Raw genomic sequence first — 26806 nt, forward strand, 5'->3', positions numbered from 1 at the left:
GTAGGCGGGCCCCGCCGTGTGCGGCCTGGCAGCCGGAGGCTGCCCCCGAGGTCCGGGCCTTGCGCTACCGTGACCGGGTGGCATCCCCCTCCCGCCCCGGCTCCTCGGCACGTCAGACCCGCATCGCGCGCGTCGCGTCGCGGGTGACGACGATCGAGCTGCTGTTCGACCTCGTGTTCGTCTTCACCATCAGCCGGGTCGCCGAGATCATGGTGCACAGCCCCGATGCCGTCGGCGTCGCACAGGGCGCGCTCGTGCTGGCGCTGGTGTGGTGGATGTACGACGCGTTCGCGTGGCTCACCAACCAGGCGACCCCCGACACCACCGGATTCCGCATCGCCCTCATCGGCGCGATGGCGGCGTTCCTGGTGATGTCGCTGGCGATCCCCGACGCGTTCGGGGCGACCGGCGTGCTGTTCGGTGTGAGCTACATCGTCGTCGCGGTCATCCACGCGACGCTGTTCATCGTGCTCGGCGGCGCGGCGGCGGGTCGTCGCATGTTCTTCGTCGGCATCTCGAACGTGCTGGTCGGCGTGCTCCTGGTGGTGTCGGGCTTCGTCGAGGGACCGCTCGACTGGGTGCTGTTCGGCGTGCCGCTGCTGCTGTTCCTCGTCTCTGCGCTGCTGAGCGCGCGCGGCGGCTTCGATCCGGGCGCCTCCCACATGGTCGAGCGGCACGGCCTGCTGATGATCATCGCGTTCGGGGAGTCGATCGTGTCGGTGGGCGTGGGAGCGACGGGGCACGAGATCGGCCCGGCGCTGCTGGTGGGCACCGTGCTGTCGGTCGCGCTGGTGGCGGCGCTGTGGTGGTGCTACTTCGACGGCGACGACACCCGTGCCGAGGCGCGCATGGCGGCCGTCGCGCCCGAGCGACGCACCGGGGTGGCGCTGCTGGCGTTCTACCTCGAGCACCTCGCGATGATCTTCGGCCTGTTGCTGCTCGCGGCCGGGCTGCACGCACTGTTCGCCGACCCGTTGGCCGCGCTCGAGCCCTCCGCGGCCTGGCTCATCGGCGGCGGCGTCGCGCTGTACCTCGCCGGCGACGCCGCCTACCGGGCGACCCTCGACCTCGGACCGGTGATCGCGCGGCTCGGCGCCGCGGCACTCGCGCTGGCGACCGCCGCCGCCGGTGTGGCGCTGTCGGGCGCCGTGCAGCTGACCGCCCTCCTCGTGCTCGTCGTCGCCGTGCTCGTCGCCGAGAGCATCCGCCGCGCCGCCCAGGCGCCCGCAGCCGTACCGGAGTCCGCCGCATGACCTCGTTCGAACCGGCCGCCGTCCCCGGCGAACCGCCGCCGCCCGACTCGGTGAAGCCGCGCGATTCCACCCCGCAGGCGCCGACCTCGGTCGCCCGGCTCAACGACACCATCCGCGGCTTCGTGCAGACCTGGGGATCGGTCTGGGTAGAGGGCGAGATCACGGGCTGGAACCAGCGCGGCGGCAACGTCTTCGGCCGCTTGAAGGACCTCGTCACCGACGCGACCATCTCATTCCGCATCTGGTCGTCCACGCGCGACAGGCTCCCCGGCGACCTCAAGGTCGGCGACCATGTCATCGCGTGCGTGAAGGCCGACTACTTCGTCAAGACGGGCGACTTCAGCTTCGGTGTGTCGGCGATGCGCCACGTGGGTCTCGGCGATCAGCTCGAGCGCCTCGAGCGCCTGCGCGCGCAACTGCGCGCCGAGGGCCTGTTCGATCCCTCCCGCAAGAAGCCGATCCCGTTCCTCCCCCACCTCATCGGGCTGATCACCGGGGAGAACTCGGATGCCGAGAAGGACGTCCACCGCAACGCGGAGCTGCGCTGGCCCCAGGTGAGGTTCCAGACCAAGTACGCGGCGGTGCAGGGCGACCGGTGCGTCCCCGAGACCATCGCGGCGCTGAAGGCGCTGGATGCCGCACCCGACGTGGACGTCATCATCATCGCCCGCGGCGGCGGCGACCCGCAGACCCTGCTCGGCTTCAGCGATGAGCGGCTGCTGCGCGCCGTGGCGGCGGCATCCACTCCCGTCGTCAGCGCCATCGGCCACGAGAACGACCACCCGCTGCTCGACGACGTCGCCGATCTCCGCGCGTCCACGCCGACCGATGCCGCCAAGCGCGTCGTACCGGATGTCGCCGAGCAGCGCGCGCTCGTCGCGCAGTTGCGCGCGCGAATGACCAGCCGCCTCACGCAGCGCATCACGCACGACATCTCCCAGCTCGAGCAGCTGCGCTCGCGGCCGGTGCTGCGCGCACCCGAGAGCCTGCTCACGACGCGCGCGCACGAGGTCGAGCTGCTCGCCGCCCGCGGGCGCGACCGCGTCGACCGCTCGCTGCAGGTGCACGAGCGACGAACCGCCGAGCTGCGAGCGACGCTGCGCGCGCTGTCCCCCGCGTCGACGCTGGCCCGCGGCTACGCCATCGCCCATCTGGCCGACGGCGTCATCGTCCGGGATGCCGCGCAGGCCCCGGCATCCACTCCCGTCGTGATCACCGTCGGTCGCGGATCCTTCGCCGCGCACTCCGACGGCGAGATCGCCGAGACCGCCGGCGACGCAGACGACTCCGCAGAGGAGAGCGCGTGACCTTCCTGCCGCCCCCGGCGCCGATGCTCGCACCGGCGCCGAAGACCACCAGCGGCCTGTCGATCACGGCATTCGTCCTCGCCTTCGTCGCGGCGCCCTTCGGCATCATCCTCGGAATCGTCGCGCTCGTCATCGACGCACCGCGATCCGATCGCACGCGTGGCCTGTCGATCGCCGCGATCATCGTGGGCGTCGTCGTCATCGGGATGGCGGTCGTGATCGCCCTGGTGTGGTTCGTCTGGTCCGCGGTCACGGGCGTCATGTGCGGGGAGCTGGCCGGCGGCTGTCCCGACGGCAACCCGTTCTGAGCCGTGACCGCGCCGCGGCCGGCGCGCCGACCACCGAGGCTGCGCCCGGTCGCAGGGGACGGCGACGTGGTCAGGCCCGCCTAAGATGGAAGTCATGACCGAGCCCAGCGGCGCCCCGAGCGACGTCGCGTCCCTCTCGTTCGAGCAGGCGCGCGACGAACTGGTCCGCGTCGTCGCCGAGCTCGAGCAGGGCGCACCCACCCTGGAGCACTCGCTGGCCCTGTGGGAGCGCGGCGAGGCCCTGGCCGCCCGATGCGAGGAGTGGCTCCTGGGCGCCAAGCGCCGCCTGGAGGCCGCGCGCACCACGGTCGGGCGTCAGGACGGCGAGGAGGCGTGATGTCCCGCGAACCACGCGTCGTCGCCGAGCTCGGCCGCCCCGAGACCCCGCAGGAGACCGCCGACCGCAAGGCCGAGTCGTCGCGCGTCTACCGGTCCAGCCAGAACGTCCGCAACCTCATCGCGGCGCTGCTGGCGACCCTGGCCGTCGTGGTCGTCATCGTCTTGGCGGTGCCCCGCGGTTCCGTGCCCGAGCGCGAGCCCATCGACGTCGCCGCGGTCGCGCAGAGCATCGCCACCTCCGAGGGGCGCACCGTGATCGCCCCCGAGATGTCGGACGAGTGGGTGGTCAACCGCGCGGGCATCGAGGGCAACGGCTCCGTCCGCGCGTTCACCGTCGTCTACGCGCCCGCAGACGAGAACGCCCGCGGTTTCCTGCGCGTGGCGCAGGGCTTCGACGCCGACGCGGCGTGGCCGGCGCGGGTGCTGTCGGGCTCCGCCCCGCAGGACACCGTGACGATCGACGGCATCACGTGGGATCGCTACGAGCTCGACCCCGAGCGCACCGGCAACATCTCCGTCGCGATCGCGACGACCGCCGGCCCCGACACGATCCTCATCTACGGCGCCGCCGGCGAGAAGGCGCTCGAGCAGACCGCCCGCTCGGTCACCGAGCAGATCACCGCACTGAGTGAGGAGGCCGAGTGACCGACCAGCCGCTTCCTGCCAAGGCCTGGCAGGAGATGCAGCGCGGCAACGCGCGATTCGTCGCAGGCGAGCCGCGTCACCCCCGCCAGGACGTCGACACCCGCCACGAGCTCACCGAGGGTCAGCGCCCGCGCGCCGCCCTGTTCGGCTGCTCCGACTCGCGTCTGGCCGCCGAGATCATCTTCGACAAGGGCCTGGGCGACCTGTTCGTCGTCCGCAACGCGGGTCAGGTCATCTCCGACTCCGTGGTGGGAAGCCTCGAGTACGCCGTCGCCGTGCTCGAAGTGCCGCTGATCGTCGTGCTCGGTCACGACGCGTGCGGCGCGGTGCGGGCCGCGATCGACAGCACCGACATGGATGCCGATCCCCTCCCGCCGAACATCTGGCGGCTGATCTCCCCCATCGTGCCCGCGGTGCGCCGGGTGCAGCGCGCCTCCGCGGTCGACGGCGTCTTCCCCGACACCGTCGATGCCGAAGAGGTGGGCCGTGAGCACCTGCGCGACACCGTGGGCGAACTGCTCCACTCCTCCGAGCTCATCAGCGCCGCCGTCGCCGAGGGACGCCTCGCGATCGTCGGAGCGAACTATCGCCTGGGCGAGGGCACCGCCGTCCCCGACGTCATCGTCGGGCTCGCCGACACCGCCTGAACGATTCCGAAGACCCTGTACCCCCACGTGAGGAACGACGACGTGACCGACATCGAGTACCGCATCGAGCACGACACCATGGGCGAGGTGCGCGTGCCCAAGAACGCGCTGTACGCCGCACAGACGCAGCGTGCCGTGGAGAACTTCCCGATCTCGGGCGACCGGCTCGAGCCCGCCCAGATCGTGGCGCTCGCGCGCATCAAGAAGGCCGCGGCCCTGGCCAACAAGGAGCTCGGCACGCTCGACGGCGCGATCGCCGACGCCATCGCCGGCGCCGCCGACCGCATCATCGCCGGCGAGTACGCCGACCAGTTCCCGATCGACGTCTACCAGACCGGCAGCGGCACGTCGTCGAACATGAACATGAACGAGGTGCTCGCGACCCTCGCCACCCAGGCGCTGGGCGCGACCGTGCACCCCAACGACCACGTCAACGCCTCGCAGTCCTCCAACGACGTCTTCCCGACCTCCGTGCACATCGCCGTCACGCAGGAGATCATCGACGACCTCATCCCGGCGCTGGACCACCTCGCGGTCGCCCTCGAGACCAAGGCCGACCTGTGGAAGACCGTCGTGAAGTCCGGCCGCACCCACCTGATGGACGCCACGCCGGTCACCCTCGGCCAGGAGTTCGGCGGCTACGCCCGCCAGATCCGTCTGGGCATCGAGCGCGTGCAGGCTGTGCTCCCCCGCGTCGCCGAGGTGCCCTTGGGCGGCACCGCCGTCGGCACCGGCATCAACACGCCGCTGGGCTTCCCGCAGCGTGTCATCGAGCTCATCGTGGCCGACACCGAGCTGCCGATCACCGAGGCCAAGGACCACTTCGAGGCCCAGGCCAACCGTGACGGCCTGGTCGAGGCATCCGGCGCCCTGCGCACCATCGCGGTCTCGCTGACGAAGATCAACAACGACCTGCGCTGGATGGGCTCGGGCCCGAACACAGGTCTGGGCGAGCTGCACATCCCCGACCTGCAGCCCGGCTCGTCGATCATGCCCGGCAAGGTCAACCCCGTGATCCCCGAGGCCACGCTCATGGTGTGCGCCCGCGTCATCGGCAACGACGCGACCGTCGCGTGGGCCGGCGCCTCCGGCGCGTTCGAGCTCAACGTCGCGATCCCGATCATGGGCAGCGCCGTGCTCGAGTCGATCGAGCTGCTCGCGAACACCTCGCGCGTCCTCGCCGACAAGACCATCGACGGCCTCGAGGCGAACGTCGAGCGCGCTGCGGCCTACGCCGGGATGTCGCCCTCGATCGTCACGCCGCTGAACAAGCTCATCGGGTACGAGGCTGCGGCCAAGATCGCCAAGCACTCCGTCGCGAAGGGCATCACGGTGCGCGAGGCCGTGATCGACCTCGGCTACGTGGAGCGTGGCGAGCTCACTCTCGAGCAGCTGGACGAGAAGCTCGATCTGCTGTCGATGACTCACCCGGGGTGAGTCCGGTTCCGCGTGCCGGAACCCTCGTTCCGGCGGGATAATCAGGACATGGCCCGCACGCCTCGCCCGATCCCCGCGCGCGTCAGGATCCTCGCCGCGATCCTGGCGGTGGCGTGCGTGGGTCTGGCGATCGTGGGCAGCGTCACGTTCCTGGTCCAGCGCGAGCAGGCCATCGGCGGCGTCAACGCGCGCCTCAACGCGCAGGTGGAGTCGCTGAAGGCCGTTGCCGACGACCCCACCGACGCCGAGGTGCGCGACGGCGCGGCCGCGGCCAGCGAAGACCTCGACATCAACGACTATCAGTCGATCGACGACTACCTCTACGCCGTCGTCGCCCGCCTGGTGCCGGCGCGCAACGAGGCATCGCTGGCGCTCGTCGACGGTGTGCCGCGGTGGATCCCGTCGACGTACTCCGGGTTCGACATCTCGCACAACCAGGACCTCATCGACCGGGTCGTGGCCGAGACCAGCGACGGTTCCACCCGGCGCGGCACGGCCGTGACCGACCAGGGCTCGCTGCGCTACATCGCGATCCCGGTGACCATGCCGGGCGACCCGCGGCAGGGGCTCTACGTGCGGGCGATCGACCTGGGCGCCGAGCTGCAGCCGGTGACCACCGCGATGACGACCTATGTGCTCGCCGCGCTGGCAGTGCTGGTCGCGATCGGGGTCGTCGGTTGGTTCGTGACGGGCCGGCTCCTCTCCCCGATCCGGCATCTGCGCGACACCGCCGACGCGATCTCGATCACCGATCTGTCGCGGCGCCTGGAGCCCCACGGCAACGACGACATCGCCGACCTCTCGCGCACCGTGAACTCGATGCTCGACCGGCTCGAGGACTCGGTCGACGGGCAGCGGCAGCTCCTGGACGACGTGCGCCACGAGCTCAAGACACCGATCACGATCGTGCGCGGCCACCTCGAGCTGATGGACCCGCAGGATGCCCTCGACGTGGCGTCCGCCCGCGACATCGGCATCGCCGAGCTCGATCGCCTGGCGCGGCTGGTCGAAGACATCGACCTGCTGGCCACCGCGGAAGCCGACTCGTACAATCGCGCCGACATCGACCTCACCGCGCTCACGGCCCGCGTCGGCGAACTCGTCGCCGTGATCCCCGGCCACGCCTGGACGATCGAGGCGCTCGCGGAAGGCGTCACGGTCGGCGACCAGGACCGTCTGCTGCAGGCGTGGCTGCAGCTGGCAGACAACGCCGCGAAGTACACGCCCGACGGGAGCCCCATCGAGATCGGCAGCGCGCACGATACAGAGGGCGCGCGGCTCTGGGTGCGCGACCACGGTGCCGGCATCCCCCCGGCGGCACGGGCACGCATCTTCCGTCGTTTCGACCGGGCGCACATGAAGCGCGCCGTCGGCGGGTCGGGGCTCGGCCTTGCCATCGTGGACGCGATCGCGAAGGGGCACGGCGGCCATTGCGCGGTCACCGACACGCTCGGCGGCGGGGCCACCTTCACGATCCATCTGCCTCCGACGGAGGCCGACCTGCCCGCGCCCGTACGCGCCGGCGATGTGGTGCTGCAACGAGAGGCGTCGGGATGACGAGGATACTCATCGTCGAGGACGAGCCGCGGATCGCCGCGTTCGTCAGTCGCGGTCTCGAGGCCGCCGGCTACGAGACCGCCGTCTACGAGGACGGCCCTGAGGGGCTGGAGGCGGCCCTGCGCGGCGACGGCGACCTCGTGCTCCTGGACGTGGGCCTGCCGTCGATGGACGGCTTCGAAGTGTTGCAGGAGCTCCGCGCCCGGGGCTCCGCGGTGCCGGTCATCATGCTGACCGCGCGTTCGAGCACCCGGGACACCGTCACCGGATTGGATGCCGGAGCCAACGACTACATTCCCAAGCCCTTCACGTTCGAAGAGCTGCTCGCCCGCGTGCGCTCACGCCTGCGCGAGACCGTGCCCTCGCCGGGCGTGTCGATCTCGCACGGCGACGTCGTGCTCGACATCCTCGCCCGCCGCGCGATGGTGGACGGGCGCGAGGTCGACCTCTCGGCACGCGAGTTCTCGCTCGCCGAGCAGTTCCTGCGCAACCCCGGCCGCGTGCTCAGTCGCGAGCAGCTGCTGAGCCGGGTGTGGGGGCTCGACTTCGATCCGGGCTCGAACGTCGTCGACGTCTACGTGCGCTACCTGCGCGGCAAACTCGGGTCGGATCACATCGTGACGGTCCGCGGCGCGGGCTACCGCTGGGAGTAGCCCGGCCCGGCACCCCCGCCCGGCACCGAGAAGAAGCCCCCGGTGCTGGGGGACACCGGGGGCTGTGAAAGGCCGGACTGGGGGATCCGACCGTTGTCAGTCGCGCCTGTCTGGGGAATCGCGCGACTGGTCTCTCTTCGCACCGTGGCCGGCACCGTGGCCCTGCCCGGCGTTGGATCCCGCGTGAGCGGGACGATCGGCGCCGGTCGAATTCTGACCGACTCCGGGGCTCTTCTCCTGTCCGCCGAGGTCGATCTGCTGACCGCCTCCGGAGTTCTTCTCGCCGGCACCGCCCTGGGAGTTGCCGCCCTTGTTGGAGGTCAGGTCGGCCAGCTCCCTGTCGAGCCGCGCCAGCAGGGCGTCGATGCGGCCGGCCGACCAGCCGTGATCGGCGGCCCAGCGGCGCACGGCGTCCCACGTTCCGGCGGTACGGGCGCTGCCGATGACCTCTTCCAGATCGGCGGGGAGCGGCTGCGCGGCCGGAGTGTTCGCCTCGGGCTGAGCCGGCGCGCGCGGCGGTTCGACCGCACCGGTCGGCGGGACGACGGCCGGGGCGGGAGCCTCGACCACCTCGGCCTGCGGAGCTGGGGTCACGGGCTCGGTCGTCGGCGCGGGGTGGGGGGTCGCCGAGGGAGTCGTCTGCGGTGACACCGAGACACGATCGGCGGCGACGGTGGCGCCCGGCGAGTCGGCGAGGGCGACGGCGTTGGTCAGCGCGACGGCGGTGACGACGGCGACGCTCGCCGCGACGACGGTGATGCCGCCGATCACGAGCTTCGCGCGTGCTTCCACGTCTCGCCTGCCTTCCGTGTGCGCGGAACGATTCCCCTCATCCATGGTGGCAGACCGATCGCGCCTCGGACGCCGTTCGCGATGAGACTCTTCTCATGCGTCCACGGCCCTCGAGACGGCGTCCGCCCCGCCTCGGGGGTGTTTCGGTGCTGTCGGATCGCGTCGCGGGGAGGGATGCGGCATCCCTCCCCGATCCCGGAGGTTGTCCCGCTGCCCCACGTCGTGGGTGAGCACGACGCGGGAGTTCTGCCCGATCCGGCTGAGCACCGTGAGCAGGACGTTGCGCTCGAGGGACTGCGCCTCGTCGACGATCACGAACGCGTCGTGCAGGGAGCGGCCCCGGATGTGCGTGAGCGGCAGCACCTCCAGCAGCCCCCGCTCGATCACCTCTTCGAGCACGTTCCCCGAGACGACCGAGCCGAGGGTGTCGAAGACCGCTTGTCCCCAAGGGTTCATCTTCTCCTGCTGGTCGCCGGGCAGGTAGCCGAGCTCCTGCCCGCCGACGGCGAACAGCGGCCGGAACACGATGATCTTGCGCTGCTGCTGCCGCTCCAGCACCGCCTCGAGCGCCGCGCACAGGGCGAGCGCCGACTTGCCGGTGCCGGCGCGTCCGCCCAGCGACACGATCCCCACCTCGGGGTCGAGCAGCATGTCGATCGCGATGCGCTGCTCGGCCGACCGGCCGTGCAGCCCGAAGGCCTCGCGGTCGCCCCGCACCAGGCGGTACTCGCCGTCGCCGACGACCCGCCCGAGGGCCGAGCCGCGCTCGGAGTGGATGATGAGCCCCGTGTTGACCGGCAGCCCCCGCACGTCGTCGCTCGAGGCCACCTCGCTCTCGTAGAGGTCGCTGATGTCATCGCCCGACACCGCGATCTCGGTGATGCCCGTCCAGCCCGAGTCCACCGCCTGCTCGGCGAGGTACTCCTCCGCGGTGATTCCCAGTGAGGCCGCCTTGACGCGCATCGGGAGGTCCTTCGAGACGACAGTCACCTCCTGCCCGTCCTGGGAGAGGTGCAGCGCCACCGCGAGGATCCGGCTGTCGTTGTCGCCGAGCCGCATGCCCGACGGGAGCACTGTCGCGTCGGTGTTGTTGAGCTCGACCCGCAGCGTCCCTCCCTCCCCGACGGGCACCGGGAAGTCCAGCCGGCCGTGCTCGACGCGAAGTTCGTCGAGATGGCGCAGCGCCTGCCGGGCGAAGTAGCCGATCTCGGGGTCGTGCCGCTTTCCTTCGAGCTCGGTGACCACCACGACGGGGATCACGACGTTGTGCTCGGCGAAGCGGAAGAACGCCCGCGGATCGCTCAGCAGCACGGAGGTGTCGAGGACGTAGGTGCGCAGATCCTGTGAGGAACCGGCGACCTCGTCGAGGTCCTGACTGCGCTGCTCGTGTGGTGCTCGTGTGGTCACAACCCACTCCCGCCCCGGGTGGTTCACCCGGCAGTCACGAGTCGACCAGGGTAGCGAGTCGTAAATCGTGGAAGTCGCGATCCGTGAGGCCGACTCGACCGGGCTCCTTGCCCGATGCGCTCACGCTACGACTCCCCTGCGACACGTCACGCCTCGACACGCAAGAAGCGGGTTAAGAGCGGGTGAATTCCCGATGCCGCGACCTCACCACACCCGCGCGGACGAGAACGCCGCGAGGGCGTCGCCGAACAGGCGCAGCGTGTCCGCGCCGGTGCCGACGTGGGGCGCGACGCGGATGTGGCCCGCGCGCGTCGTGACGGTCAGTCCGTGGTTGGCCAGCGACGCCGCCAGCGGCGCCGCATCCTGCGGCGCCGGCTCCAGCGTGACGATGCCGGCGCGCCGCTCGGGCTCGCGCGGCGTGATCACCGGGACCTCGTAGCGGTCGGCGAAGTACATCACGTCGCCCGCGCGCGCCGACAGCACCGACTCGATCTCCGCCACGCCGACGTCGGCGACCTCGCGCAGCGCCGTGGCAAGGCGTGCCGCCGCGAGCGTGTCGGGGCCGGCGACCGAGAACGCCTGGGCCGATGCGGACGGCGCCGGGACGGCGTCGACGGGCAGGTCGCCGTCCACGCCGCGGAATCCGGAGAGGATGGGCGCGATGCGCTCGAGCGCACGGTCGCCGAACCACGCGAACCCGGTGCCGCGCCCCGCGCGCAGCCACTTGTAGCCGTGGCCGCACACGACGTCGGCCGCGAGATAGTCCGCCTCGACCATGCCGAAGCCCTGCACCGCGTCGACGATCAGCAGGCGGTCTCCGATCACCTCGCGCAGCGCCGAGAGGTCGGTGCGGTACCCGGTGCGGAAGTCGACGAGACTGACGGCGACCGCGTTGGTCTCGTCCGAGAGGGCGGATCGCACCGCGTCGGGGGTCATGAACCCGTCGGCGGGTTCCACCCACTGCAGCTGCAGCGATCCGAGCGACTCCGCCGCGCGGGTGGCCGCCACCGTGAGGCTCGGGAACTCGCCGCGCCCGAGCATGAGCCCGCCGGACAGACCGTAGATCGCGTGCATGAGCCCGTAGGTCGCCGAGGGCTGCAGCACGACCTGCGAGGCATCCCCGCCGATCAGCTCCGCCACCAGCTCGCACGCCTCGCGCACGTGGTCGGCGACGAGCTGGATGCTGGTGCGGCGGCCGGAGCCGAGCAGCTCGGTGTCCCCCTGCGCCTCGCTGCGGACCGCGGGCGAGAGCGGACCGAACGCGGCCCAGTCCAGATACCCCGGTTCCCCATCGAACGACGCCTGATACGAGTCCAGATCCGTCACGCGGATCATTCTGGCAGAGGAGCGGGCGCGGACCGCCATCCGTCCTTATCGCGGCCGGCCCTCAGCCGCCGTAGCGGCGGTCCCGCGACGTGAAGTCGCGGATCGCCCGCAGGAAGTCCACCTCGCGCAGGTCGGGTCCGAGGGCCTCGACGAAGTAGAACTCCGAGTGCGCCGACTGCCACAGCAGGAAGTCGCTCAGCCGCTGCTCCCCCGACGTGCGGATCACCAGATCGGGGTCGGGCTGACCGCCGGTGTACAGGTGTTCGCCGATCTGCTCGGGAGTGAGGCTCGCGGCGAGCTCCTCGAGCGATCCGCCGCCCTCGTCGTGCTGCGCGATGATGCTGCGCACCGCGTCGACGATCTCGCCGCGCCCGCCGTAGCCGACCGCGAGGTTGACGTGCATCCCGGCGTTGTCCTTGGTGCGGGCCTCCACGTCGGCGAGCACGCGCGCCAGGTCGCCCGGGAGGCTGTCCGCTCGGCCGACGTGCTTCACGCGCCAGTCGCGCTCGTGCGACAGCTCGTCGGCGAGCTCGGCGATGATCTCGATCAGGTCGGAGAGCTCGCGGGAGTCGCGCTTGCGGAGGTTGTCGTTGGACAGCAGGTACAGCGAGACCACGCCGATGCCCACGTCGTCGCACCAGCGCAGGAACTCCTTCATCTTCGCCGCGCCGGCGCGATGGCCGTGCGCGGCGCTCTCGTAGCCGAGCTGCTTGGCCCAGCGGCGGTTGCCGTCGATCATCATCGCGACGTGGCGCGGCACCGACCGGGGATCCAGGCGCCGACGCAGCCGATTGATGTAGAGGCGGTAGAGGGGTCCCCTGCCCTCGTTCGTCGAACCTCGCGCCACACGCCTACGCTACCCCGCGCGAGCCGGTGACCCTAGTGTGAGACCCAGTCTCAGCATCCTTGAGACCGAGTATGTGCCACTGACGGCATGCGCGGACCTCTACGCTTAGCACATGAGTCCCCGCCGACGTCTTCCGCACGCCCCCGACGTGCCTGTGCTGCCCCTGATGGACGCGGCGGCCGTCGACGCGGCGGCACCCGAGATCAAGCCCAGCTGGCGGGGCTGGATCCACGCCGCCACCTTCCCCGTCGCGATCGCCGCCGGCATCGTGCTGATCGCGCTCGCCCAGGGCGCGCCGGCGAAGTGGGCCTCGGCGGTGTTCATGGCCACGTCGCTGCTGCTGTTCGGCAACTCGGCGCTCTACCACCGCTTCAACTGGAAGCCGAAGACCAAGGCGATCCTCAAGCGCATCGACCACGCCAACATCCTGCTGCTGATCGCCGGCACCTACACGCCCATCGCGACGCTGGCGCTGCCGCCCCAGCAGGGCGCGCTGCTGCTGATCCTGGTCTGGAGCGGCGCCCTGCTCGGCATCCTGTTCCGTGTCTTCTGGATCCACGCGCCGCGGTGGCTGTACGTCGCGCTCTACCTCCTGCTGGGGTGGGCGGCCGTGATGTACATCGTTCCGCTGTTCCAGGCCAGCGCGGCCATGATGATCCTCGTGGTGATCGGCGGCCTTCTCTACACCGGCGGGGCGGTCGTCTACGCGCTCAAGCGCCCCAACCCGTGGCCCGGCCACTTCGGCTTCCACGAGATCTTCCACGTGTGCACCGTGCTGGCGTTCCTGTGCCACTGGACCGCGTGCCTGCTGATCGCATTGAACCCGCTCTCGCCGTCGCTCGGCCTGCCCGGCTGAACCTGCGACCCGCGGCCACAGGGTTCGACCCGGGCGAGCGGATGCCGCGGCCTGCGCCCGCGGTGTGATCAGGGCGTGCGGGGAGCGGCGTCGTCGCCCTCGTCGCCGGCGGCGTCGACGTTCTCGTCGTCGACCTCGGTCGCCTCGACCGCCTCGGCGGCCTGCGCGGCGGCCTCGGCATCCAGCTCCTCCTGGATGTCGGCGCGCACGCGGCCACGACGGATGCGGCGCATCATGTCCCACACCAGGAAGATCACCGCGATCGCGATGAGCGCGGTGAAGAGGAACCCGACCACGCCGGGGGTCACCAGATTCGGGTCGATCGGCGCCGTCGGGGTGGGAGTCGGGGTCGTCGTCGCGGCGCTGACGAGTGCGGCGAGCGCGTGCTGCATGGGGTCCTCGCTCTGCCCGCGAGGCGGGCGGTGTCTGCGGTGATGCGCGCGAGCGCATAGCCTGGAGTTCCAGCCTAATCTTCCGCTGCAGCCCGCCGAGACCCGAGGACCGACATGACGACGCCTGAGATGCTCGACGAGCGCTACGGACGCCGCCGCTCCCCCGCGCGCCGCTGGCTCATCGGCGGCGCCGTCGCGCTCGCCGTCGGCGTGGTCGGGCTGTTCGGCTGGTTCACCGTGCAGGGCTCCCTCGACAGCGTCGACTCCGACACCACGTCGTTCGAGGTCGCCGACGAGCACTCGGTGACGCTCGGCTTCCAGATCACCGCCCCTCCCGGCGCCGCCGTCGCGTGCGCGATCGAGGCCCAGGACCAGGAGCACGGCGTCGTCGGGTGGCGTGTCGTGGAGCTTCCGGCATCCGAGCTGCACGCCCGTGCGTTCCGGGAGCGGATCCCGACGACGGCCCTGGCCACGACGGGTTTTGTCAACTCCTGCTGGGTGACGTAGTCTGGCGGAAGATCCGCCGAATCGCGCCCTGGCCCAGAGCCGGGGCGTTCGGTTTATGTCCCGTCGCCAACGAAGGAGTCAGCCGTGTCCACCGACGCCCCCGTGACCTTCCTCACCCAGGACGCGTACGACCGCCTGGCGGCCGAGCTCGAGCACCTCTCGACGACCGGCCGCGAGGAGATCGCCAAGCGCATCGAGGCCGCCCGTGAAGAGGGAGACCTCAAGGAGAACGGCGGCTATCACGCCGCCAAGGACGAGCAGGGCAAGCAGGAGGCGCGCATCCGCACCCTCCAGCATCTGCTGAAGAACGCGACAGTCAGCGAGGCTCCCGAGAGCACCGGCGTCGTCGAGCCCGGCACCGTGATCACCGCGATCGTCGCCGGCGGCGAAGAGGTCTTCCTGCTCGGCAACCGCGAGATCGCGGTCGGCTCCGAACTCGACGTGTACAGCGAGGCGTCGCCCCTCGGTGTCGCGATCATGGGCCGCAAGGAGGGCGAGAAGACGTCCTACACGGCGCCCAACGGCCGCGAGATCGCCGTCGAGATCATCAAGGTCGAGACCTACAACGGGCAGTGACCCGCGCGGTGCCCGGCGTCAGTCGGGCACCACTGTCGGCTCGTAGCCGGCCTCCTCGAGCACCGAGATCACGTGCGCGCGGTGCTCCTCGCCGCGCGTCTCCACGCTCAGCTGCAGGATCACCTCGCTGATCTGGAGGCCCTGCCCGTGCCGGGTGTGCAGCACCTCGATGACGTTCGCCCCGGCGATCGCCAGCAGCTCCGACACGCGCGCGAGCTGACCCGGACGATCGGGCAGCGGGATGCGCAGGGTCATGTAGCGACCGGATGCCGACAGCCCGTGCGCGACGACGCGCTGCAGCAGCAGCGGATCGATGTTGCCGCCCGAGAGCACCGTCACGGTCGGGCCGTGGGCGACGATCTTGCCCGCGAGGATAGCCGCCACGCCGACGGCGCCGGCGGGCTCGACGACCTGCTTGGCGCGTTCGAGCAGCACCAGCAGCGCCCGGGCGATGTCGTCCTCGGTGACGGTGACGACCTCGTCGACGAGGTCGCGGATGATCTCGAACGGCAGGTCGCCGGGACGGGCGACCGCGATGCCGTCGGCGATCGTCGGCGTGGTGGCCACTTCCAGCGGGTGCCCGGCCGCCAGCGACGGCGGGTAGGCCGCCGAGTTCTCGGCCTGCACGCCGATGACGCGCACGGTGCGGCCCTCGGCGGCGGCACGGGCCTTGACGGCCGCGGCGACGCCGGCGATGAGCCCTCCGCCGCCGATCCCCAGCACGATCGTGTCGAGGTCGGGGATCTCATCCATCAGCTCGAGGCCTAGCGTGCCCTGGCCCGCGATGACGTCGTGGTGGTCGAACGGGTGGATGAAGACGGCACCGGTGCGCTCGGCGAACTCGGCGGCCAGTCTCAGCGGCGTCTCGACGGTCGCGCCCTCGAGCACGACGTCGGCGCCGTACCCGCGGGTGGCCAGCAGCTTGGGAACGGGGACGCCCAGCGGCATGAAGATCGTCGCCGGGATGCCGAGGGACTTCGCCGCCAGCGCCACGCCCTGGGCGTGGTTGCCCGCCGAGGCCGCCACGACTCCCCGCGCACGCTCCTCGGCGGTCAGCCGCGAGAGCCGGTAGGTGGCGCCGCGGATCTTGAAGGATCCGGTGCGCTGCAGGTTCTCGAGCTTGAGGTGCACGGGCACGCCCAGCAGGTCCGACAGATGCTGCGACTTGTCGAGGGGCGTGTGCGCGATGACGCCCTCGAGCGTGGCCGCGGCATCCGCGAAGTCGGCGAGAGTGGGCACCGCATGGGCGCGGGCGTCTTCGTCGCCGAGACGGGGCGCCTGATCTGCGGAAGACGTGCTGGTGGTCACGAAGGGTTTCTCCTCGGCCGCGGGACGGTGCTCCAGATGAAGTCGCCGGTGGGTCTGGCGCCGGTCTCCCACGCGCGTTCGGCGAGGTAGACGGCGACGACGTTGACGAAGGCGGCGAGCGGGACCGCGAACAGCGCCCCGGGGATGCCGGCGATCATGGCGCCGCCGGCGACCACCAGCACCACGGCGAGCGGGTGGACCTTGACCGCCGAGCCCATGAGGAGCGGCTGCAGGACGTGGCCCTCGAGCTGCTGGACGCCGAGGACGACAACGAGCATCCACAGCGCGATCCACGGGCCGTTGTAGACCAGGGCGAGGAAGACGGCGACGGCGCCGGTGACGACGGCACCCACGATCGGGACGAACGCGCCGAGGAAGACCAGCACGGCGACGGGGATCGCGAGCGGGACGCCCAGCAGCGCCGCGCCGAGGCCGATGCCGATGGCGTCGATCGTCGCCACCAGCAGCTGCGTGCGCGCGTAGTTGACGACGGTGACCCAGCCGGCCCGACCCGCGCCGTCGGCGGCCGGTCGCGCCTTCTTGGGGAACAGGCGCAGCGTCCAGCGCCAGATCCCGGCGCCGTCGGCGAGGAGGCACAGCAGGATGAAGAAGGCCAGGACCGCTCCGGTGACCACATGGCCGATCGTGCTGCCGATCGCGAGCGCCCCCGACCACAGCAGCGAGGCCTGCTGCTGGATGAACTCCCCCGCCTGCTTCAGCAGGCCGTCGATCTCGCCCTCGCTCAGGCCCAGCGGACCGTCGACCAGGTACTGCCGCAGCTGTTCGACGGCGGCGACGGTGCTGGCCTGCACCGAGCCCCACTGCTGCATGATCTGCCACACCACGAGCCACAGGAGACCCGCCACGATCGCGAGCGTGCCGACGACGGAGATCACGATCGCCAGCCATTTCGGCACCCGGTGTCGCAGCATCCACGCGAAGGCCGGCCACAGCAGCGCGGCGATGAGGATCGCGATCATCAGGGGGATCACGAGAAGCTTCAGCTGGATCACCAGCCAGACCGCGATCCCGATCGCGATGGCGACCACGATCAGCCGCCACGCGTACGCGGAGGCGATGCGCAGGCCGCGCGGCACGGCGGCGGACGTCTCGGTGGAGACGACGCGGCTGCGATCGCGGAGGGCGTCGAACAGAGAGCCACGGGGCTTGTCGTCGGAGCCGCTCATCCGCCCAGTCTAGGCGCGTCGCATTCCGCCGCCGTCATGTACGACGCGGGGACGGATGTCGGAGCCCGTCGTTAGGCTGACCCGCGTGAAGTCCTCGCTGAGCGCCGCCGAGGCGCGCCGCATCGCGCTGGCCGCGCAGGGGTTCGGGCGCCCGCGCCCCTCCACCGCCGGGACGCGGCAGCTCAACATCGCGCTGGCGCGCATGTCGACGCTGCAGATCGACTCGGTCAACGTCTTCGCGCGCTCGCACTACATGCCGCTGTTCTCGCGCGTGGGCGCGTACGACACCGCCGCCCTGGACCGGCTGCTGTTCGCGCGGCGGCCGGCGTACGTCGAGTACTGGGCGCACGTGGCCGCGTTCATCCCGGCGTCCGACTGGGGACTGTTCGACTTCCGGATGCAGGCGATGCGCGCCAAGTACGGCGACGGCGACGGCGGGTGGTTCCAGGCGAACCGCGACATCGTCGACTGGGTGCGCGCCGAGCTCGCCGACCGGGGCCCGCTGCGGCCGGCCCAGATCGAGCACGACGCCAAGAAGGGCGCACGCGGCCCCTGGTGGGACTGGGATGTCGTCAAGCACGCGCTGGAGCGGCTGTGGCTGTTCGGCGAGGTCGCGATCGCCGGCCGCCGCGGATTCGAGCGGCGGTACGCGCTGGCCGAGCAGGTGATCCCCCGCGCCGCTCTCGAGGCGCCGGTGCCCCGGGACGATGCGGTGCGCGAGCTGGTCCGCCGCGCGACCCGCGCCTACGGCGTCGCCACCGCGTCGGATGTGGCCGACTACTGGCGCATCGCCGACCGCAAGGCGGTCACCGCGGCGCTGGACGATCTCGTCGACGCCGGGGAGCTGCATCCGGTCACCGTCGAGGGCTGGATGTCCGCCGGACGCCCCGCGAAGGCGTGGCTGCACGCCGATGCGACCCTCCCCCGGCGCATCGAGGCCACCGCGATCCTCACGCCCTTCGACCCGGTCGTGTGGTTCCGCGAACGCGCCGAGCGGCTCTTCGACTTCGAGTACCGCATCGAGATCTACACCCCCGCGCCCAAGCGCCGCTACGGCTACTACTCGCTCCCGGTGCTCGTCGGCGACGACGTCGTCGGCCGGGTCGATCTCAAGGCCGACCGTGCCGCATCGACGCTGCGTGTGCAGTCGGCCTGGTGGGAGCACGGCAGGCCGACGGATGCCGCCGCCCGCCTCGCCGAGGAGCTGCGGCTGGCCGCCGCGTGGCAGGGGCTCGAGTCGATCTCGGTGTCGCGCTGGGGCGACGCCGCCGACGACCTGGCGGGCGTCCTTCCCGAAGCGGGGCGTCACGACGCGGGCCCGTCCGCACCGATCGCCCTGGCCGCGGACGAACCGGACCCGGAAGAAGCCGTAGACGAACTCGCCGGCTGAGAGCGTTCCGAGGCTCGTCGCAGCGGCGCAGACTCGGTCCGCGCCGATGGCGAACGCGCCCGGGGAGGGTCAGGATCCCCCGCGCCCGACGATCTCGAGCCCGAGCCACCGCGCGAGATCGTCGATCTCGGCGTCCACCGCATCGCGCACCTCGTCGGTGAACGCCTCGTCCTCGTGCACCGCGTTCACGCGCAGCACGCCCGCCTTGCGGTCGGCCTTCGCGTCGAGCTTGCCCACGAACCGGTCGCCGTGGAGGATCGGCAGCGCGAAGTAGCCCCAGCGCCGGGAGGCCGCCGGCTTGTACATCTCGAGCAGGTACTCGTACCCGAAGAGCTCCTCGAGGCGCCGGCGGTCGAACACCAGCCGATCGAACGGCGACAGCAGCGCCGTGCGCGGCGCGAACCGGCCCAGCTCGGCCAACCCGTCCGGATCGACGCGCCACCGGCCCTCGACGCCGTCCACGACCGCCTCCTCTCCGATCTCGCCGACGTCGATCGGCTCCGTCGGCTGGGCGATCCCCTTCGCGCGGGACAGCCCCATCGAAGCGAGGCGGCGTTCCGCGCGCTCCCTGGCGGCGTCTTCGTCGGAGAGCACCGGCACGTCGGTCGGGTACACGCGGTCGGCGACGTCGAACACGCGGCCGGCGGCATCCCGTGAAGAGATCGCCACCTCGCCGCACAGCACGAGCATCTCGAGCAGCTGCAGCGAGTTGCGGTTGTTGGTCCACCCTGACGAGCGCCATGACACCTGCGCGGCGTCCGGGATGTCGGCGGCGCGCAGCGGGCCCTCGGCGCGCAGGCGTGCGACCACCTCGCGTCGGAACACGTCGTTGGCGGCGAGCCACTCCCTCGCCTGCGCCGATTCCGGCCGGCGGCGCATCTCGGGAAGCAGCAGCGCGAGATCGGTCATCGCGCGGTAGAAGCCGCCCCACTCGAAGATCGCGCGGTCCTCCTCGACGAGGCGCCCGAGGTCCGCGGGCTGGTAGGGCCAGCCGAGCCGGCTCCACAGGATGAGGTCGGCGCTGGGGGCGACGGCCGCCGTCGGCTCGATGTTGACCACCGTCAGGGCGTCGACGGTCTCGACGATGCCGGCCGGCCTGCCGGCAGCGAGCAGCTGGGCGCGCACCGCGAGCCGGCGCGCGTCGTCGCGGGTCAGGCGGTGAACCATGCCACGACGTTAGCCCCGGGCACGGACATCTGCTCGGCGCGACTCAGAACTGCACGCGGGGCGGCTCCGAGATCGCGGCGCCGTCGATCACCTCGAAGAACTCGCGCTCGTGGAAGCCCAGGTTGCGCGCGAACATGTTGTTCGGGAACACCTTGATCTTGGTGTTCAGTTCGCGCACGCCGCCGTTGTAGAACCGGCGCGAGGCCTGGATCTTGTCCTCGGTGTCGACGATCGACTGCTGCAGCTGGAGGAAGTTCTGACTGGCCTGCAGCTGCGGGTACGCCTCGGCCACGGCGAACAGCGACTTCAGCGCCTGCTGCATGCGGCCCTCGGCGGCGCCCGCCTCGGCGGGGCCGGTCGCCGACAGCGTGTCGGCGCGCGCCTGCGTCACCCGCTCGAACACCGCCTTCTCGTGCGTGGCGTAGCCCTTCACGGCCTCGATGAGGTTCGGCAGCAGGTCGGCACGGCGCTTCAGCTGCACCGTGATGTCGCTCCAGGCCTCATCGACCCGCACATTCAGCTGGACGAGCGAGTTGTACGTCGCCCAGAGATAGATGCCGATGATGACGACCAGGGCCACCACGATGAGGACAGGGATCAGCCATTCCATTTGCCGAGGCTCCGTTCGATGATCACCTCATCCTACCGACGCGCGGCCCCACGACAGGAGGCCGCCCCCGCGACTCTCAGCCGTTACCCACCCAGCACGCGATCGAGGTACGGGTTGCGGAACATCCGCTGCGGATCCAGGCGGTCGCGCAGAGCCACGAAGTCGTCGAAGCGGGGGTACCTCCCGCGCAGCACCGACGCGTCGAGGGTGTGCATCTTCCCCCAGTGCGGGCGCCCGCCGTGGCCGAGCATGATCTCCTCGACGGCCTCGAAGTACTCCGTCGGGTCCTCGCGCCAGTAGCGGTGGACGGCGATGTATCCGGACGCGCGCCCGTGGGCGGTCGACAGCCACCGATCGTCGGCGGCCGCGAAGCGCACCTCGACGGGGAAGCCGATCCTCCAGCCGCGGTCGTCGATCAGCGTCCGCAGCTGGTCGAAGGCCGGACGCACGTTCTCGGCCGGCAGCGCGTACTCCATCTCGCGGAAGCGCACCGACCGGTTGGTCGCGAAGACGCGGGCCGAGGCATCCGTGAACTCGCGGTCTCCCCACACCTTCGCCGACACGCGGTTGATGGGCGGGACGAGACCGGGGACCAGCTTGCCGGTCGTACAGGCGACCTGGTGCAGGCCGCTGCCCACGAGGGTGTCGTCCACCCACTTGCCCACCGGCGACAGCGGATGCCGCGGCGCGGTCTCGGGCAGTCGGGTGTTGGTCTTGGTCATGGCCCGATCGGTGTGCGGGAACCAGTAGAACTCGAAGTGATCCGACGCGGCGACCCGGTCGTCCACCGCGGTCAGGACGTCGTCCAGCGCCTCGGGACGCTCGACCGCGTGCAGCACGTAGGCCGGCACGCACTGCAGGGTGATCTCGACGAGGATGCCCAGCGCGCCCAGTCCCAGTGCCACGGCCGGGAGCAGCTCGGGGTTCTCGTCCTCGTTGACCCGCAGCAGATCTCCGGTCGCCGTCACCAGCGTGGCGCCGACGACCTGGGTCGCGATGCCTCCGAAGCGGGCCCCGGTGCCGTGGGTGCCGGTCGAGACGGCCCCCGAGATCGACTGCCGGTCGATGTCGCCGAGGTTCTCCATGGCCAGGCCGTGGGGGGCCAGCAGCGCCGGGATCTGGAACAGCCGGGTGCCGGCGAGGAGCGTCACGCGCCCCCGCTCACCGTCGACGGCGACGAGTCCGCTGAGATCGCGGAGGTCGAGGAGGACGCCGGGGGCCACCGCGATGCCGGTGAAGCTGTGCCCGGCGCCGACGGCCTTGACCGGCATCCGCTGCACGGCGGCGGCGGCCACGGCGCGCTGCACGGCGGCGACCGTCGGGGGGAACTCCACCCGCTGCGGCCGTACCGACTCCGACCGCCCCCAGTTGCGCCATACGCCTCCGGGGCGGGTCATAGGAACGACTTCCCTTCGCCGCGATAGGTGGGAAGCTCGCCGACGACGGAATCGCCGTCGATCACCCGGTACCTGTCGACCCGCTCGGCCAGCTCGCCGCTCTTGGAGTGGCGGAACCAGACCCGGTCCCCGACGCGCAGCCCGCGGGAGGCGTCGCCGCGCAGTGGCGTCTGCACCTCGCCCGCGCCCTCGCGCGGTGCCATGCGCAGCCCCGCCGGCCACACCGGGCGCGGCTGCCGGGACTCGAGCGCGGGGCCGGAGGCGATCCAGCCGCCGCCGAGCACGGTGGCGATGTCGGGCTGGGGCTTGCGCACCACGTCGAGCGCGAAGGCGGCGGCCGGCGCAGGGTCGAACGCACGGTAGCCGTCGAACAGGTGCCCCGCCAGCAGGCCGCTGCCGGCGGTGACCTCGGTGACGGACTGATCGGATGCCGTCAGCTCCAGCGATCCGGTGCCGCCGCCGTTGACGAACTCCAGCGGCGCGATGTCGCGCAGTGCAGCGACGATCGCAGCGCGGCGATCGAGGAGCTCGGCGCCGGATCGGCGCTGCATCCAGCGGATGACGGCATCGCCCGATCCCGTCGCGTCGCCCTGCCCGGCGATCTGCGCCTCGTACATCATGAGGCCGACCAGCCGGAAGCCGTCGCGCGCGGCGATCGAGCGGGCCAGGGCGGCCACCTCGGCCGCCTCATGCACCGGCGAACGGAAGACGCCGATGTGTCCGAGCGCGGGAGCGCGCCAGGAGGCGTCGGCATCGATCGCGACCCGGATCTCGGGACGCGTCCCCGGCGCGGCGACGGCGTCGACGAGGTCGAGCTGCGCCAGGTCGTCGACCATCAGCGTGATGCGGGACGCGGCGGTCTCGTCGGCGGCCAGCGCCGCGATCGCGGCACGGTCGACGCTCGGGTAGCCCAGCACGATGTCGTCGTGGCGCTCGGCGAGCCACAGCGCCTCGGGCAGCGTGAACGCGAGGATGCCCTGGTAGCCCGGCAGCGCGAGAACGGCGTCGAGGACTTCGCGCACCCGCACCGACTTGCTCGCGACGCGGATCGGCACGCCGCTGGAGCGCACCACGAGGTCGAGGGCGTTGTAGCGCAGCGCCTCGGCGTTCATCGCCGCGACGGGGCCGCTGATGTCCGCGATCGCACGGGTCATCGCGTCCCAGTACGACGCCGGCTGATCCCACGGCTTCGTCGCCGTGGGCGTGGACAACAGGTCGAGGCTCATGCCGTCGCCTGCTTCGGGTGCACGCGCATCGCTCCAGCCTAAGGCCCGCCGGATGTTTACGATGACAACCATCCACAGGCGCGGCTGCGCACGAGGAGTACCCCCGGTGGGATTCGAACCCACACTGCGGCGAGTTTAAGTCGCCTGCCTCTGCCGGTTGGGCTACGGGGGCGCCAGGCCCACGATAGCCCCGACGTCAGTCGCGCTCGTCCGCCGCGCGCGGCTCGTCGTCATCGCCCTGCTCGTCGGCCCACACCGCGAACGGCGGCGCCCCGGCCAGCAGCGCGACGAACCTGCCCCACCAGCCGCTGCTGCGGGCGGTGGGCTCGCTCCGGTCCTGCGTGCGCGCCTCGTGTTCGTTCACGACGGCCTCCTTCGCCCCGGTGTGGGGCTCAGGATAGCGCGTCGATCAGCCCGCGGCGATCTTCTCGGCGCCGGCGGCGGGCTTCTTCGCGGGCGCCTTCTTCGCGGGTGCCGCCTCGGCGGGCGCCTCGACAGGCTGCGCCGGCCGCGGACGCGCCGCGAACTCCTCGAAGACGTAACGCGGGTTCTGCACAGTCGACAGGTTCACCATGTCGCGGCCCAGCCAGAAGTTGTTCCACCAGCCCCACAGCACGCGCCACTTGCGCTCCCACGACGGCATCGCCAGGCCGTGGTAGCCGCGGTGGGCGAGCCACGCGATCCAGCCCTTGAGCGCGATGTTGCCCGACTGGAAGACGCCGACCCACAGGCCCAGGCCCGCGACCGCGCCGAGGTTCTTGTGGATGTACTCGCGCGGCAGCTCGCCGCGCAGCACGCCCACCAGGTTCTTGGCGAGGAGCTTCGCCTGACGCACGGCGTGCTGGGCGTTGGGGACGCAGTAGCCGCCCACGCCGCCGCCGGTGAGGTCGGGAACGGCCGACACGTCGCCGGCGGCCCAGGCGCCCTCGACGATCTCGTCCTCGCTGCCCACGCGCAGGTCGGCGCGGGTGCGGATGCGGCCGCGCTCCTCGACGGGCAGGTCGCCGCCGCGCACCACCGTCGGATTGGCCATGACGCCGGCCGTCCAGATGATGAGGTCGCTCGGGATGGTCTCGCCGGTGGAGAGCTCGATGTTGCCGCCGATTGCGCCGGTGACCTGCGTGTCGAGGTGCACCGATGCGCCGCGCTTGGCGAGGTTCTTGAGCACCCACTCGCTCGTCTTCAGCGACACCTCGGGCATGATGCGGCCCATCGCCTCGATGAGGTGGAAGTGCGTGTCGTCGAACGTGAGCTGCGGGTAGCTCTTGACCAGCGACGAGGCCAGCGAGCGCAGCTCGGCGAACACCTCGATGCCGGCGAAGCCGCCGCCGACGACGACGACCGTCAGCAGGCGGTCGCGCTCGGGGCCGGCCGGGAGGGTCGAGGCCTTGTCGAAGTTCGACATCAGGCGGTCGCGGATCGCGACGGCCTCCTCGATCGTCTTGAGGCCGATCGCGTTGTCGGCGATGCCCGGGATCGGGAAGGTGCGCGACACGGCGCCGGCGGTCACGACGATCTGGTCGTACGCGAACTCGTAGGGCTCACCCGCGATCGGGGTGATCGTGGCGACCTTCTGCGCGTGGTTGATGCCGGTGACCTTCGCGGCCACGACGTTCGTCTTCTTGAGGTGACGACGCAGCGCCACGACGGAGTGGCGCGCCTCGATCGAGCCTGCCGCGACCTCGGGGAGGAACGGCTGGTAGGTCATGTAAGGCAGCGGGTCGACGATCGTCACGTCCGCCTCACCCTTGCGCAGATGCTTCTCGAGCTTCCAGGCCGTGTAGAAGCCTGCGTATCCGCCACCGACGATGAGGATCTTGGGCACGGTGTTGGTCACGGTTTGGAGTACTCCTCCTGTGTCAGCGGCTCGGCGCGCGGGACGCCAATCGGATGCGTCGGACAGCAGCGGTGACGCCGAGCGCCACCAGTATAGCCGTCACGGTGACCAGCGTGAGCGGCAGGGTGCCGTAGAGCACGGTGTCACGATCGGGCAGCAACGGCGAAGCCGGCCGCGTGGCCGGGTCGGCCTCCGGCAGCGGGGGCACCTCGGCGGCGGGTTCCGTCTGCTGCGGTACCGGCGCGACCGGTGCGCGCCGGTACAGCCGCACCCAGTCCTCGAGGCTGCCCATGGGGTTCTCGGTGACCGCCGGAACGCTCGCCGAGACCGCGGCTGCGGCATCCACCAGTCCGTAGCCGTACAGCACATCCGGCACTTCGGTCTCGCCGGCCGCCGGCTTCGCGGTCTTGATGATGCGGTTGATGACGTTGTCGGCGTCGAGTTCGGGGTGCGCCGAGCGCACGAGCGCGGCGATGCCCGCGACGATCGGCGCGGCGCCGCTGGTGCCGTCCCACGCGACGAGGGTGCCGTCGGCCGACACCCCGACGAGCTCCTCGCTGGGCGCAGAGACGCCGATCGTGATGCCCTGCGTGGAGGCGTCGACGCTCGCCGTGCCGGCACGGTCGACGCCGCCGACGGTGAGCACGCCGGGGATCGTGGCCGGCGCACCGACGCGCGTCGTGCCGCTGCCCCGGTTCCCCGCGGCCACCACGACCACCACGTCGTGCTCGAAGGCGTAGAGGAAGGCGTCGTCCCAGCTCTCGGGCCAGTCCGGCACGTTGGTGGTCAGCGACATGTTGATGACGTCGGCGCCGTTGTCGACGGACCACCGGATGGCGTCGGCGATCTGGTCGGCGAACGAGCGCTGGGCGGACGAGCCGAAGGCCACCGACACCGACAGCAGCTGCGCGGCGGGGGCGACGCCGATCATGCCGGTGTCCGGCCCGGTGCCGCGCCCTGCCGCGAGCGACGCGACCCAGCTGCCGTGATCGGCGTCGACCGCGCCCACGGGCGTGCGGCCGTCGGAAGAACCGGCCCCCGACACGTCCGTGCCACCGGCCACGACGCCGTCGAACTCGGCGGGGCCCCGGCCGATGCCGGTGTCGATGACGGCGATCTTCACGCCCTCACCGCGCGTGGTCTCCCATGCCTTCTCGATGCCGTAGTCCGTGAGCCAGTACTCCGCAGACCGCACCGGGTCAGCGGTCGGAGCGGCCTGCGCGGCCGCTGCGGGAGCGGCAGCCACGAGGGTCGCCGCGACGGCGACCGTCGCGGCGAGGGCGGGCAGGCGCCGGATCATCCGCCCGAACCGGGCTGCGCGCAGGCGCAGCGCTCGGGCGACCACGACGACATCGCCAGCGCGCGGTCGCCGATCGGATTCACACCGGGTCCGGCCGCGAGCGCGTGGCCGGCGAGGGCGTGCAGGCACTTCACGCGGGTGGGCATGCCGCCGGCCGAGATCCCCGCGATCTCCTCGACCTCGCCGTACGCGGACCTGTCGCGCAGGTAGGCCTCGTGCGCGAGGCGATAGGCCTCGGCCACCTCGTCGTCGGCGGCGAGCTCGTCGGAGAGCCCGCGCATCACGTGGTCGGCCTCGAGCACCGACATCGCGGCGGTCGCAGCGGGGTGCGTCAGGTAGTAGAACGTGGGGAACGGCGTGCCGTCCGGAAGCCGCGGCGAGGTCGCCACGACGGTGGGGTTGCCGCACACGCACCGGGCGGCGATCCCGACGACGCCGCGGGCGGGGCGGCCCAGCTGCTCGCGAAGCACGGCGAGATCGGCGTCGCTGACAGGGGGGTACGGCGGAGTCGTCACGATTCCAGGCTACCGGGGCC

The 26806-nt window shown here is 71.5% G+C and carries 28 protein-coding genes and 1 tRNA gene; 13 read left to right on the top strand and 16 right to left on the bottom strand.

Annotated elements, in window-relative coordinates:
* The first annotated feature begins 77 nt into the window (after positions 1 to 77).
* From AC1DDU_RS00280 to AC1DDU_RS00320, 9 genes are all read left to right on the top strand, one after another.
* Entirely contained in the window at positions 78 to 1253 is a 1176-nt protein-coding gene (locus AC1DDU_RS00280; RefSeq protein ID WP_477430634.1) for a low temperature requirement protein A, read from the top strand.
* Positions 1250 to 2560: an exodeoxyribonuclease VII large subunit gene (xseA, locus tag AC1DDU_RS00285; RefSeq protein WP_477430635.1), complete on the top strand. Its 1311-nt coding sequence runs from the start codon at positions 1250 to 1252 to the stop codon at positions 2558 to 2560. Before AC1DDU_RS00280 ends, xseA begins: the two co-directional genes overlap by 4 nt.
* Positions 2557 to 2868, top strand: coding sequence for a hypothetical protein (locus tag AC1DDU_RS00290; protein ID WP_477430636.1), 312 nt, complete (start codon positions 2557 to 2559; stop codon positions 2866 to 2868). The genes xseA and AC1DDU_RS00290 overlap by 4 nt, the downstream gene beginning before the upstream one ends.
* Positions 2869 to 2962: 94 nt before the next feature.
* On the top strand, positions 2963 to 3205 hold the full coding sequence (locus tag AC1DDU_RS00295; protein ID WP_477430637.1) for an exodeoxyribonuclease VII small subunit: 243 nt from the start codon (positions 2963 to 2965) through the stop codon (positions 3203 to 3205).
* Positions 3205 to 3852: a DUF4245 family protein gene (locus AC1DDU_RS00300; protein WP_477430638.1), complete on the top strand. Its 648-nt coding sequence runs from the start codon at positions 3205 to 3207 to the stop codon at positions 3850 to 3852. Before AC1DDU_RS00295 ends, AC1DDU_RS00300 begins: the two co-directional genes overlap by 1 nt.
* Positions 3853 to 3887: 35 nt before the next feature.
* On the top strand, positions 3888 to 4499 hold the full coding sequence (locus AC1DDU_RS00305) for a carbonic anhydrase (RefSeq protein WP_477433373.1): 612 nt from the start codon (positions 3888 to 3890) through the stop codon (positions 4497 to 4499).
* 42 nt (positions 4500 to 4541) lie between these two features.
* Positions 4542 to 5936 carry a class II fumarate hydratase gene (locus AC1DDU_RS00310; RefSeq protein WP_477430639.1) on the top strand — a complete coding sequence of 465 codons (1395 nt, stop codon included), beginning with the start codon at positions 4542 to 4544 and terminating at the stop codon, positions 5934 to 5936.
* A gap of 48 nt (positions 5937 to 5984) precedes the next feature.
* Complete coding sequence (locus AC1DDU_RS00315) at positions 5985 to 7493, top strand: sensor histidine kinase (protein ID WP_477430640.1); 1509 nt, start codon at positions 5985 to 5987, stop codon at positions 7491 to 7493.
* Complete coding sequence (locus tag AC1DDU_RS00320) at positions 7490 to 8146, top strand: response regulator transcription factor (protein WP_477430641.1); 657 nt, start codon at positions 7490 to 7492, stop codon at positions 8144 to 8146. Before AC1DDU_RS00315 ends, AC1DDU_RS00320 begins: the two co-directional genes overlap by 4 nt.
* 96 nt (positions 8147 to 8242) lie before the next feature.
* Here AC1DDU_RS00320 and AC1DDU_RS00325 read toward each other — a convergent pair whose 3' ends face one another.
* From AC1DDU_RS00325 to AC1DDU_RS00340, 4 genes are all read right to left on the bottom strand, one after another.
* Entirely contained in the window at positions 8243 to 8938 is a 696-nt protein-coding gene (locus AC1DDU_RS00325) for a hypothetical protein (RefSeq protein ID WP_477430642.1), read from the bottom strand.
* 93 nt (positions 8939 to 9031) lie between these two features.
* Positions 9032 to 10345: a PhoH family protein gene (locus AC1DDU_RS00330; protein ID WP_477430643.1), complete on the bottom strand. Its 1314-nt coding sequence runs from the start codon at positions 10343 to 10345 to the stop codon at positions 9032 to 9034.
* A gap of 204 nt (positions 10346 to 10549) precedes the next feature.
* Positions 10550 to 11671, bottom strand: coding sequence for an aminotransferase class V-fold PLP-dependent enzyme (locus tag AC1DDU_RS00335; RefSeq protein ID WP_477430644.1), 1122 nt, complete (start codon positions 11669 to 11671; stop codon positions 10550 to 10552).
* 61 nt (positions 11672 to 11732) lie between these two features.
* Positions 11733 to 12518: an isoprenyl transferase gene (locus AC1DDU_RS00340; protein WP_477430645.1), complete on the bottom strand. Its 786-nt coding sequence runs from the start codon at positions 12516 to 12518 to the stop codon at positions 11733 to 11735.
* Between the two features lie 112 nt (positions 12519 to 12630).
* Between AC1DDU_RS00340 and trhA the strand changes: the two genes are divergently transcribed.
* The gene (gene trhA, locus AC1DDU_RS00345) at positions 12631 to 13374 is read left to right on the top strand and encodes a PAQR family membrane homeostasis protein TrhA (protein ID WP_477430646.1); all 744 of its coding nucleotides are present in this window, start codon (positions 12631 to 12633) and stop codon (positions 13372 to 13374) included.
* Between the two features lie 68 nt (positions 13375 to 13442).
* Here the strand turns inward: trhA and AC1DDU_RS00350 are convergent, their stop codons facing one another.
* Entirely contained in the window at positions 13443 to 13766 is a 324-nt protein-coding gene (locus tag AC1DDU_RS00350; protein WP_477430647.1) for a hypothetical protein, read from the bottom strand.
* A gap of 114 nt (positions 13767 to 13880) precedes the next feature.
* Between AC1DDU_RS00350 and AC1DDU_RS00355 the strand changes: the two genes are divergently transcribed.
* Both AC1DDU_RS00355 and greA read left to right on the top strand, forming a co-directional pair.
* Positions 13881 to 14273: a DUF4307 domain-containing protein gene (locus AC1DDU_RS00355; protein ID WP_477430648.1), complete on the top strand. Its 393-nt coding sequence runs from the start codon at positions 13881 to 13883 to the stop codon at positions 14271 to 14273.
* 84 nt (positions 14274 to 14357) lie between these two features.
* Complete coding sequence (gene greA, locus AC1DDU_RS00360; RefSeq protein WP_477430649.1) at positions 14358 to 14849, top strand: transcription elongation factor GreA; 492 nt, start codon at positions 14358 to 14360, stop codon at positions 14847 to 14849.
* A gap of 18 nt (positions 14850 to 14867) precedes the next feature.
* Here the strand turns inward: greA and ilvA are convergent, their stop codons facing one another.
* Both ilvA and AC1DDU_RS00370 read right to left on the bottom strand, forming a co-directional pair.
* Positions 14868 to 16088, bottom strand: coding sequence for a threonine ammonia-lyase (gene ilvA, locus AC1DDU_RS00365; protein ID WP_477433375.1), 1221 nt, complete (start codon positions 16086 to 16088; stop codon positions 14868 to 14870).
* Between the two features lie 65 nt (positions 16089 to 16153).
* A complete protein-coding gene (locus AC1DDU_RS00370) occupies positions 16154 to 17344 on the bottom strand; it encodes an AI-2E family transporter (RefSeq protein WP_477430650.1) in 1191 nt (396 codons plus the stop codon).
* Between the two features lie 85 nt (positions 17345 to 17429).
* On the opposite strand from AC1DDU_RS00370, the gene AC1DDU_RS00375 reads away from it, so the two are divergent.
* On the top strand, positions 17430 to 18734 hold the full coding sequence (locus AC1DDU_RS00375) for a winged helix-turn-helix domain-containing protein (protein WP_477430651.1): 1305 nt from the start codon (positions 17430 to 17432) through the stop codon (positions 18732 to 18734).
* Positions 18735 to 18803: 69 nt separating this feature from the next.
* On the opposite strand, the gene AC1DDU_RS00380 is transcribed toward AC1DDU_RS00375, so the two are convergent.
* The 9 genes from AC1DDU_RS00380 to AC1DDU_RS00420 all read right to left on the bottom strand — a co-directional run bounded on the left by AC1DDU_RS00380 (position 18804) and on the right by AC1DDU_RS00420 (position 26786).
* Positions 18804 to 19901, bottom strand: coding sequence for a DNA glycosylase AlkZ-like family protein (locus tag AC1DDU_RS00380; protein ID WP_477430652.1), 1098 nt, complete (start codon positions 19899 to 19901; stop codon positions 18804 to 18806).
* Between the two features lie 43 nt (positions 19902 to 19944).
* On the bottom strand, positions 19945 to 20511 hold the full coding sequence (locus AC1DDU_RS00385) for a LemA family protein (protein WP_477430653.1): 567 nt from the start codon (positions 20509 to 20511) through the stop codon (positions 19945 to 19947).
* Positions 20512 to 20594: 83 nt separating this feature from the next.
* Positions 20595 to 21908, bottom strand: a complete 1314-nt coding sequence (locus tag AC1DDU_RS00390; protein WP_477430654.1) for a D-arabinono-1,4-lactone oxidase — start codon at positions 21906 to 21908, stop codon at positions 20595 to 20597.
* Entirely contained in the window at positions 21905 to 23134 is a 1230-nt protein-coding gene (locus tag AC1DDU_RS00395) for an alanine racemase (RefSeq protein ID WP_477430655.1), read from the bottom strand. The genes AC1DDU_RS00390 and AC1DDU_RS00395 overlap by 4 nt, the downstream gene beginning before the upstream one ends.
* Positions 23135 to 23232: 98 nt before the next feature.
* Positions 23233 to 23306 (bottom strand) — tRNA-Leu (locus AC1DDU_RS00400).
* A gap of 24 nt (positions 23307 to 23330) precedes the next feature.
* Positions 23331 to 23498 carry a hypothetical protein gene (locus AC1DDU_RS00405; RefSeq protein ID WP_477430656.1) on the bottom strand — a complete coding sequence of 56 codons (168 nt, stop codon included), beginning with the start codon at positions 23496 to 23498 and terminating at the stop codon, positions 23331 to 23333.
* A gap of 45 nt (positions 23499 to 23543) precedes the next feature.
* Positions 23544 to 24959, bottom strand: coding sequence for an NAD(P)/FAD-dependent oxidoreductase (locus tag AC1DDU_RS00410; RefSeq protein ID WP_477433377.1), 1416 nt, complete (start codon positions 24957 to 24959; stop codon positions 23544 to 23546).
* Positions 24960 to 24993: 34 nt separating this feature from the next.
* Positions 24994 to 26271, bottom strand: a complete 1278-nt coding sequence (locus tag AC1DDU_RS00415; protein ID WP_477433379.1) for a S8 family peptidase — start codon at positions 26269 to 26271, stop codon at positions 24994 to 24996.
* Positions 26268 to 26786: a DUF501 domain-containing protein gene (locus AC1DDU_RS00420; protein WP_477430657.1), complete on the bottom strand. Its 519-nt coding sequence runs from the start codon at positions 26784 to 26786 to the stop codon at positions 26268 to 26270. Before AC1DDU_RS00420 ends, AC1DDU_RS00415 begins: the two co-directional genes overlap by 4 nt.
* Between the last annotated feature and the right edge of the window lie 20 nt (positions 26787 to 26806).

The sequence above is a fragment of the Microbacterium sp. 05T445 genome (genome assembly GCF_056395865.1).

Coding starts and splice junctions, on each gene's coding strand:
- xseA (WP_477430635.1), top strand. CDS start 1,250: ATGACCTCGTTCGAACCGGCCGCCGTCCCCGGCGAACCGCCGCCGCCC.
- AC1DDU_RS00295 (WP_477430637.1), top strand. CDS start 2,963: ATGACCGAGCCCAGCGGCGCCCCGAGCGACGTCGCGTCCCTCTCGTTC.
- AC1DDU_RS00300 (WP_477430638.1), top strand. CDS start 3,205: ATGTCCCGCGAACCACGCGTCGTCGCCGAGCTCGGCCGCCCCGAGACC.
- AC1DDU_RS00305 (WP_477433373.1), top strand. CDS start 3,888: ATGCAGCGCGGCAACGCGCGATTCGTCGCAGGCGAGCCGCGTCACCCC.
- AC1DDU_RS00315 (WP_477430640.1), top strand. CDS start 5,985: ATGGCCCGCACGCCTCGCCCGATCCCCGCGCGCGTCAGGATCCTCGCC.
- AC1DDU_RS00320 (WP_477430641.1), top strand. CDS start 7,490: ATGACGAGGATACTCATCGTCGAGGACGAGCCGCGGATCGCCGCGTTC.
- trhA (WP_477430646.1), top strand. CDS start 12,631: ATGAGTCCCCGCCGACGTCTTCCGCACGCCCCCGACGTGCCTGTGCTG.
- AC1DDU_RS00350 (WP_477430647.1), bottom strand. CDS start 13,766: ATGCAGCACGCGCTCGCCGCACTCGTCAGCGCCGCGACGACGACCCCG.
- AC1DDU_RS00355 (WP_477430648.1), top strand. CDS start 13,881: ATGACGACGCCTGAGATGCTCGACGAGCGCTACGGACGCCGCCGCTCC.
- AC1DDU_RS00370 (WP_477430650.1), bottom strand. CDS start 17,344: ATGAGCGGCTCCGACGACAAGCCCCGTGGCTCTCTGTTCGACGCCCTC.
- AC1DDU_RS00380 (WP_477430652.1), bottom strand. CDS start 19,901: ATGGTTCACCGCCTGACCCGCGACGACGCGCGCCGGCTCGCGGTGCGC.
- AC1DDU_RS00385 (WP_477430653.1), bottom strand. CDS start 20,511: ATGGAATGGCTGATCCCTGTCCTCATCGTGGTGGCCCTGGTCGTCATC.
- AC1DDU_RS00390 (WP_477430654.1), bottom strand. CDS start 21,908: ATGACCCGCCCCGGAGGCGTATGGCGCAACTGGGGGCGGTCGGAGTCG.
- AC1DDU_RS00395 (WP_477430655.1), bottom strand. CDS start 23,134: ATGAGCCTCGACCTGTTGTCCACGCCCACGGCGACGAAGCCGTGGGAT.
- AC1DDU_RS00415 (WP_477433379.1), bottom strand. CDS start 26,271: ATGATCCGGCGCCTGCCCGCCCTCGCCGCGACGGTCGCCGTCGCGGCG.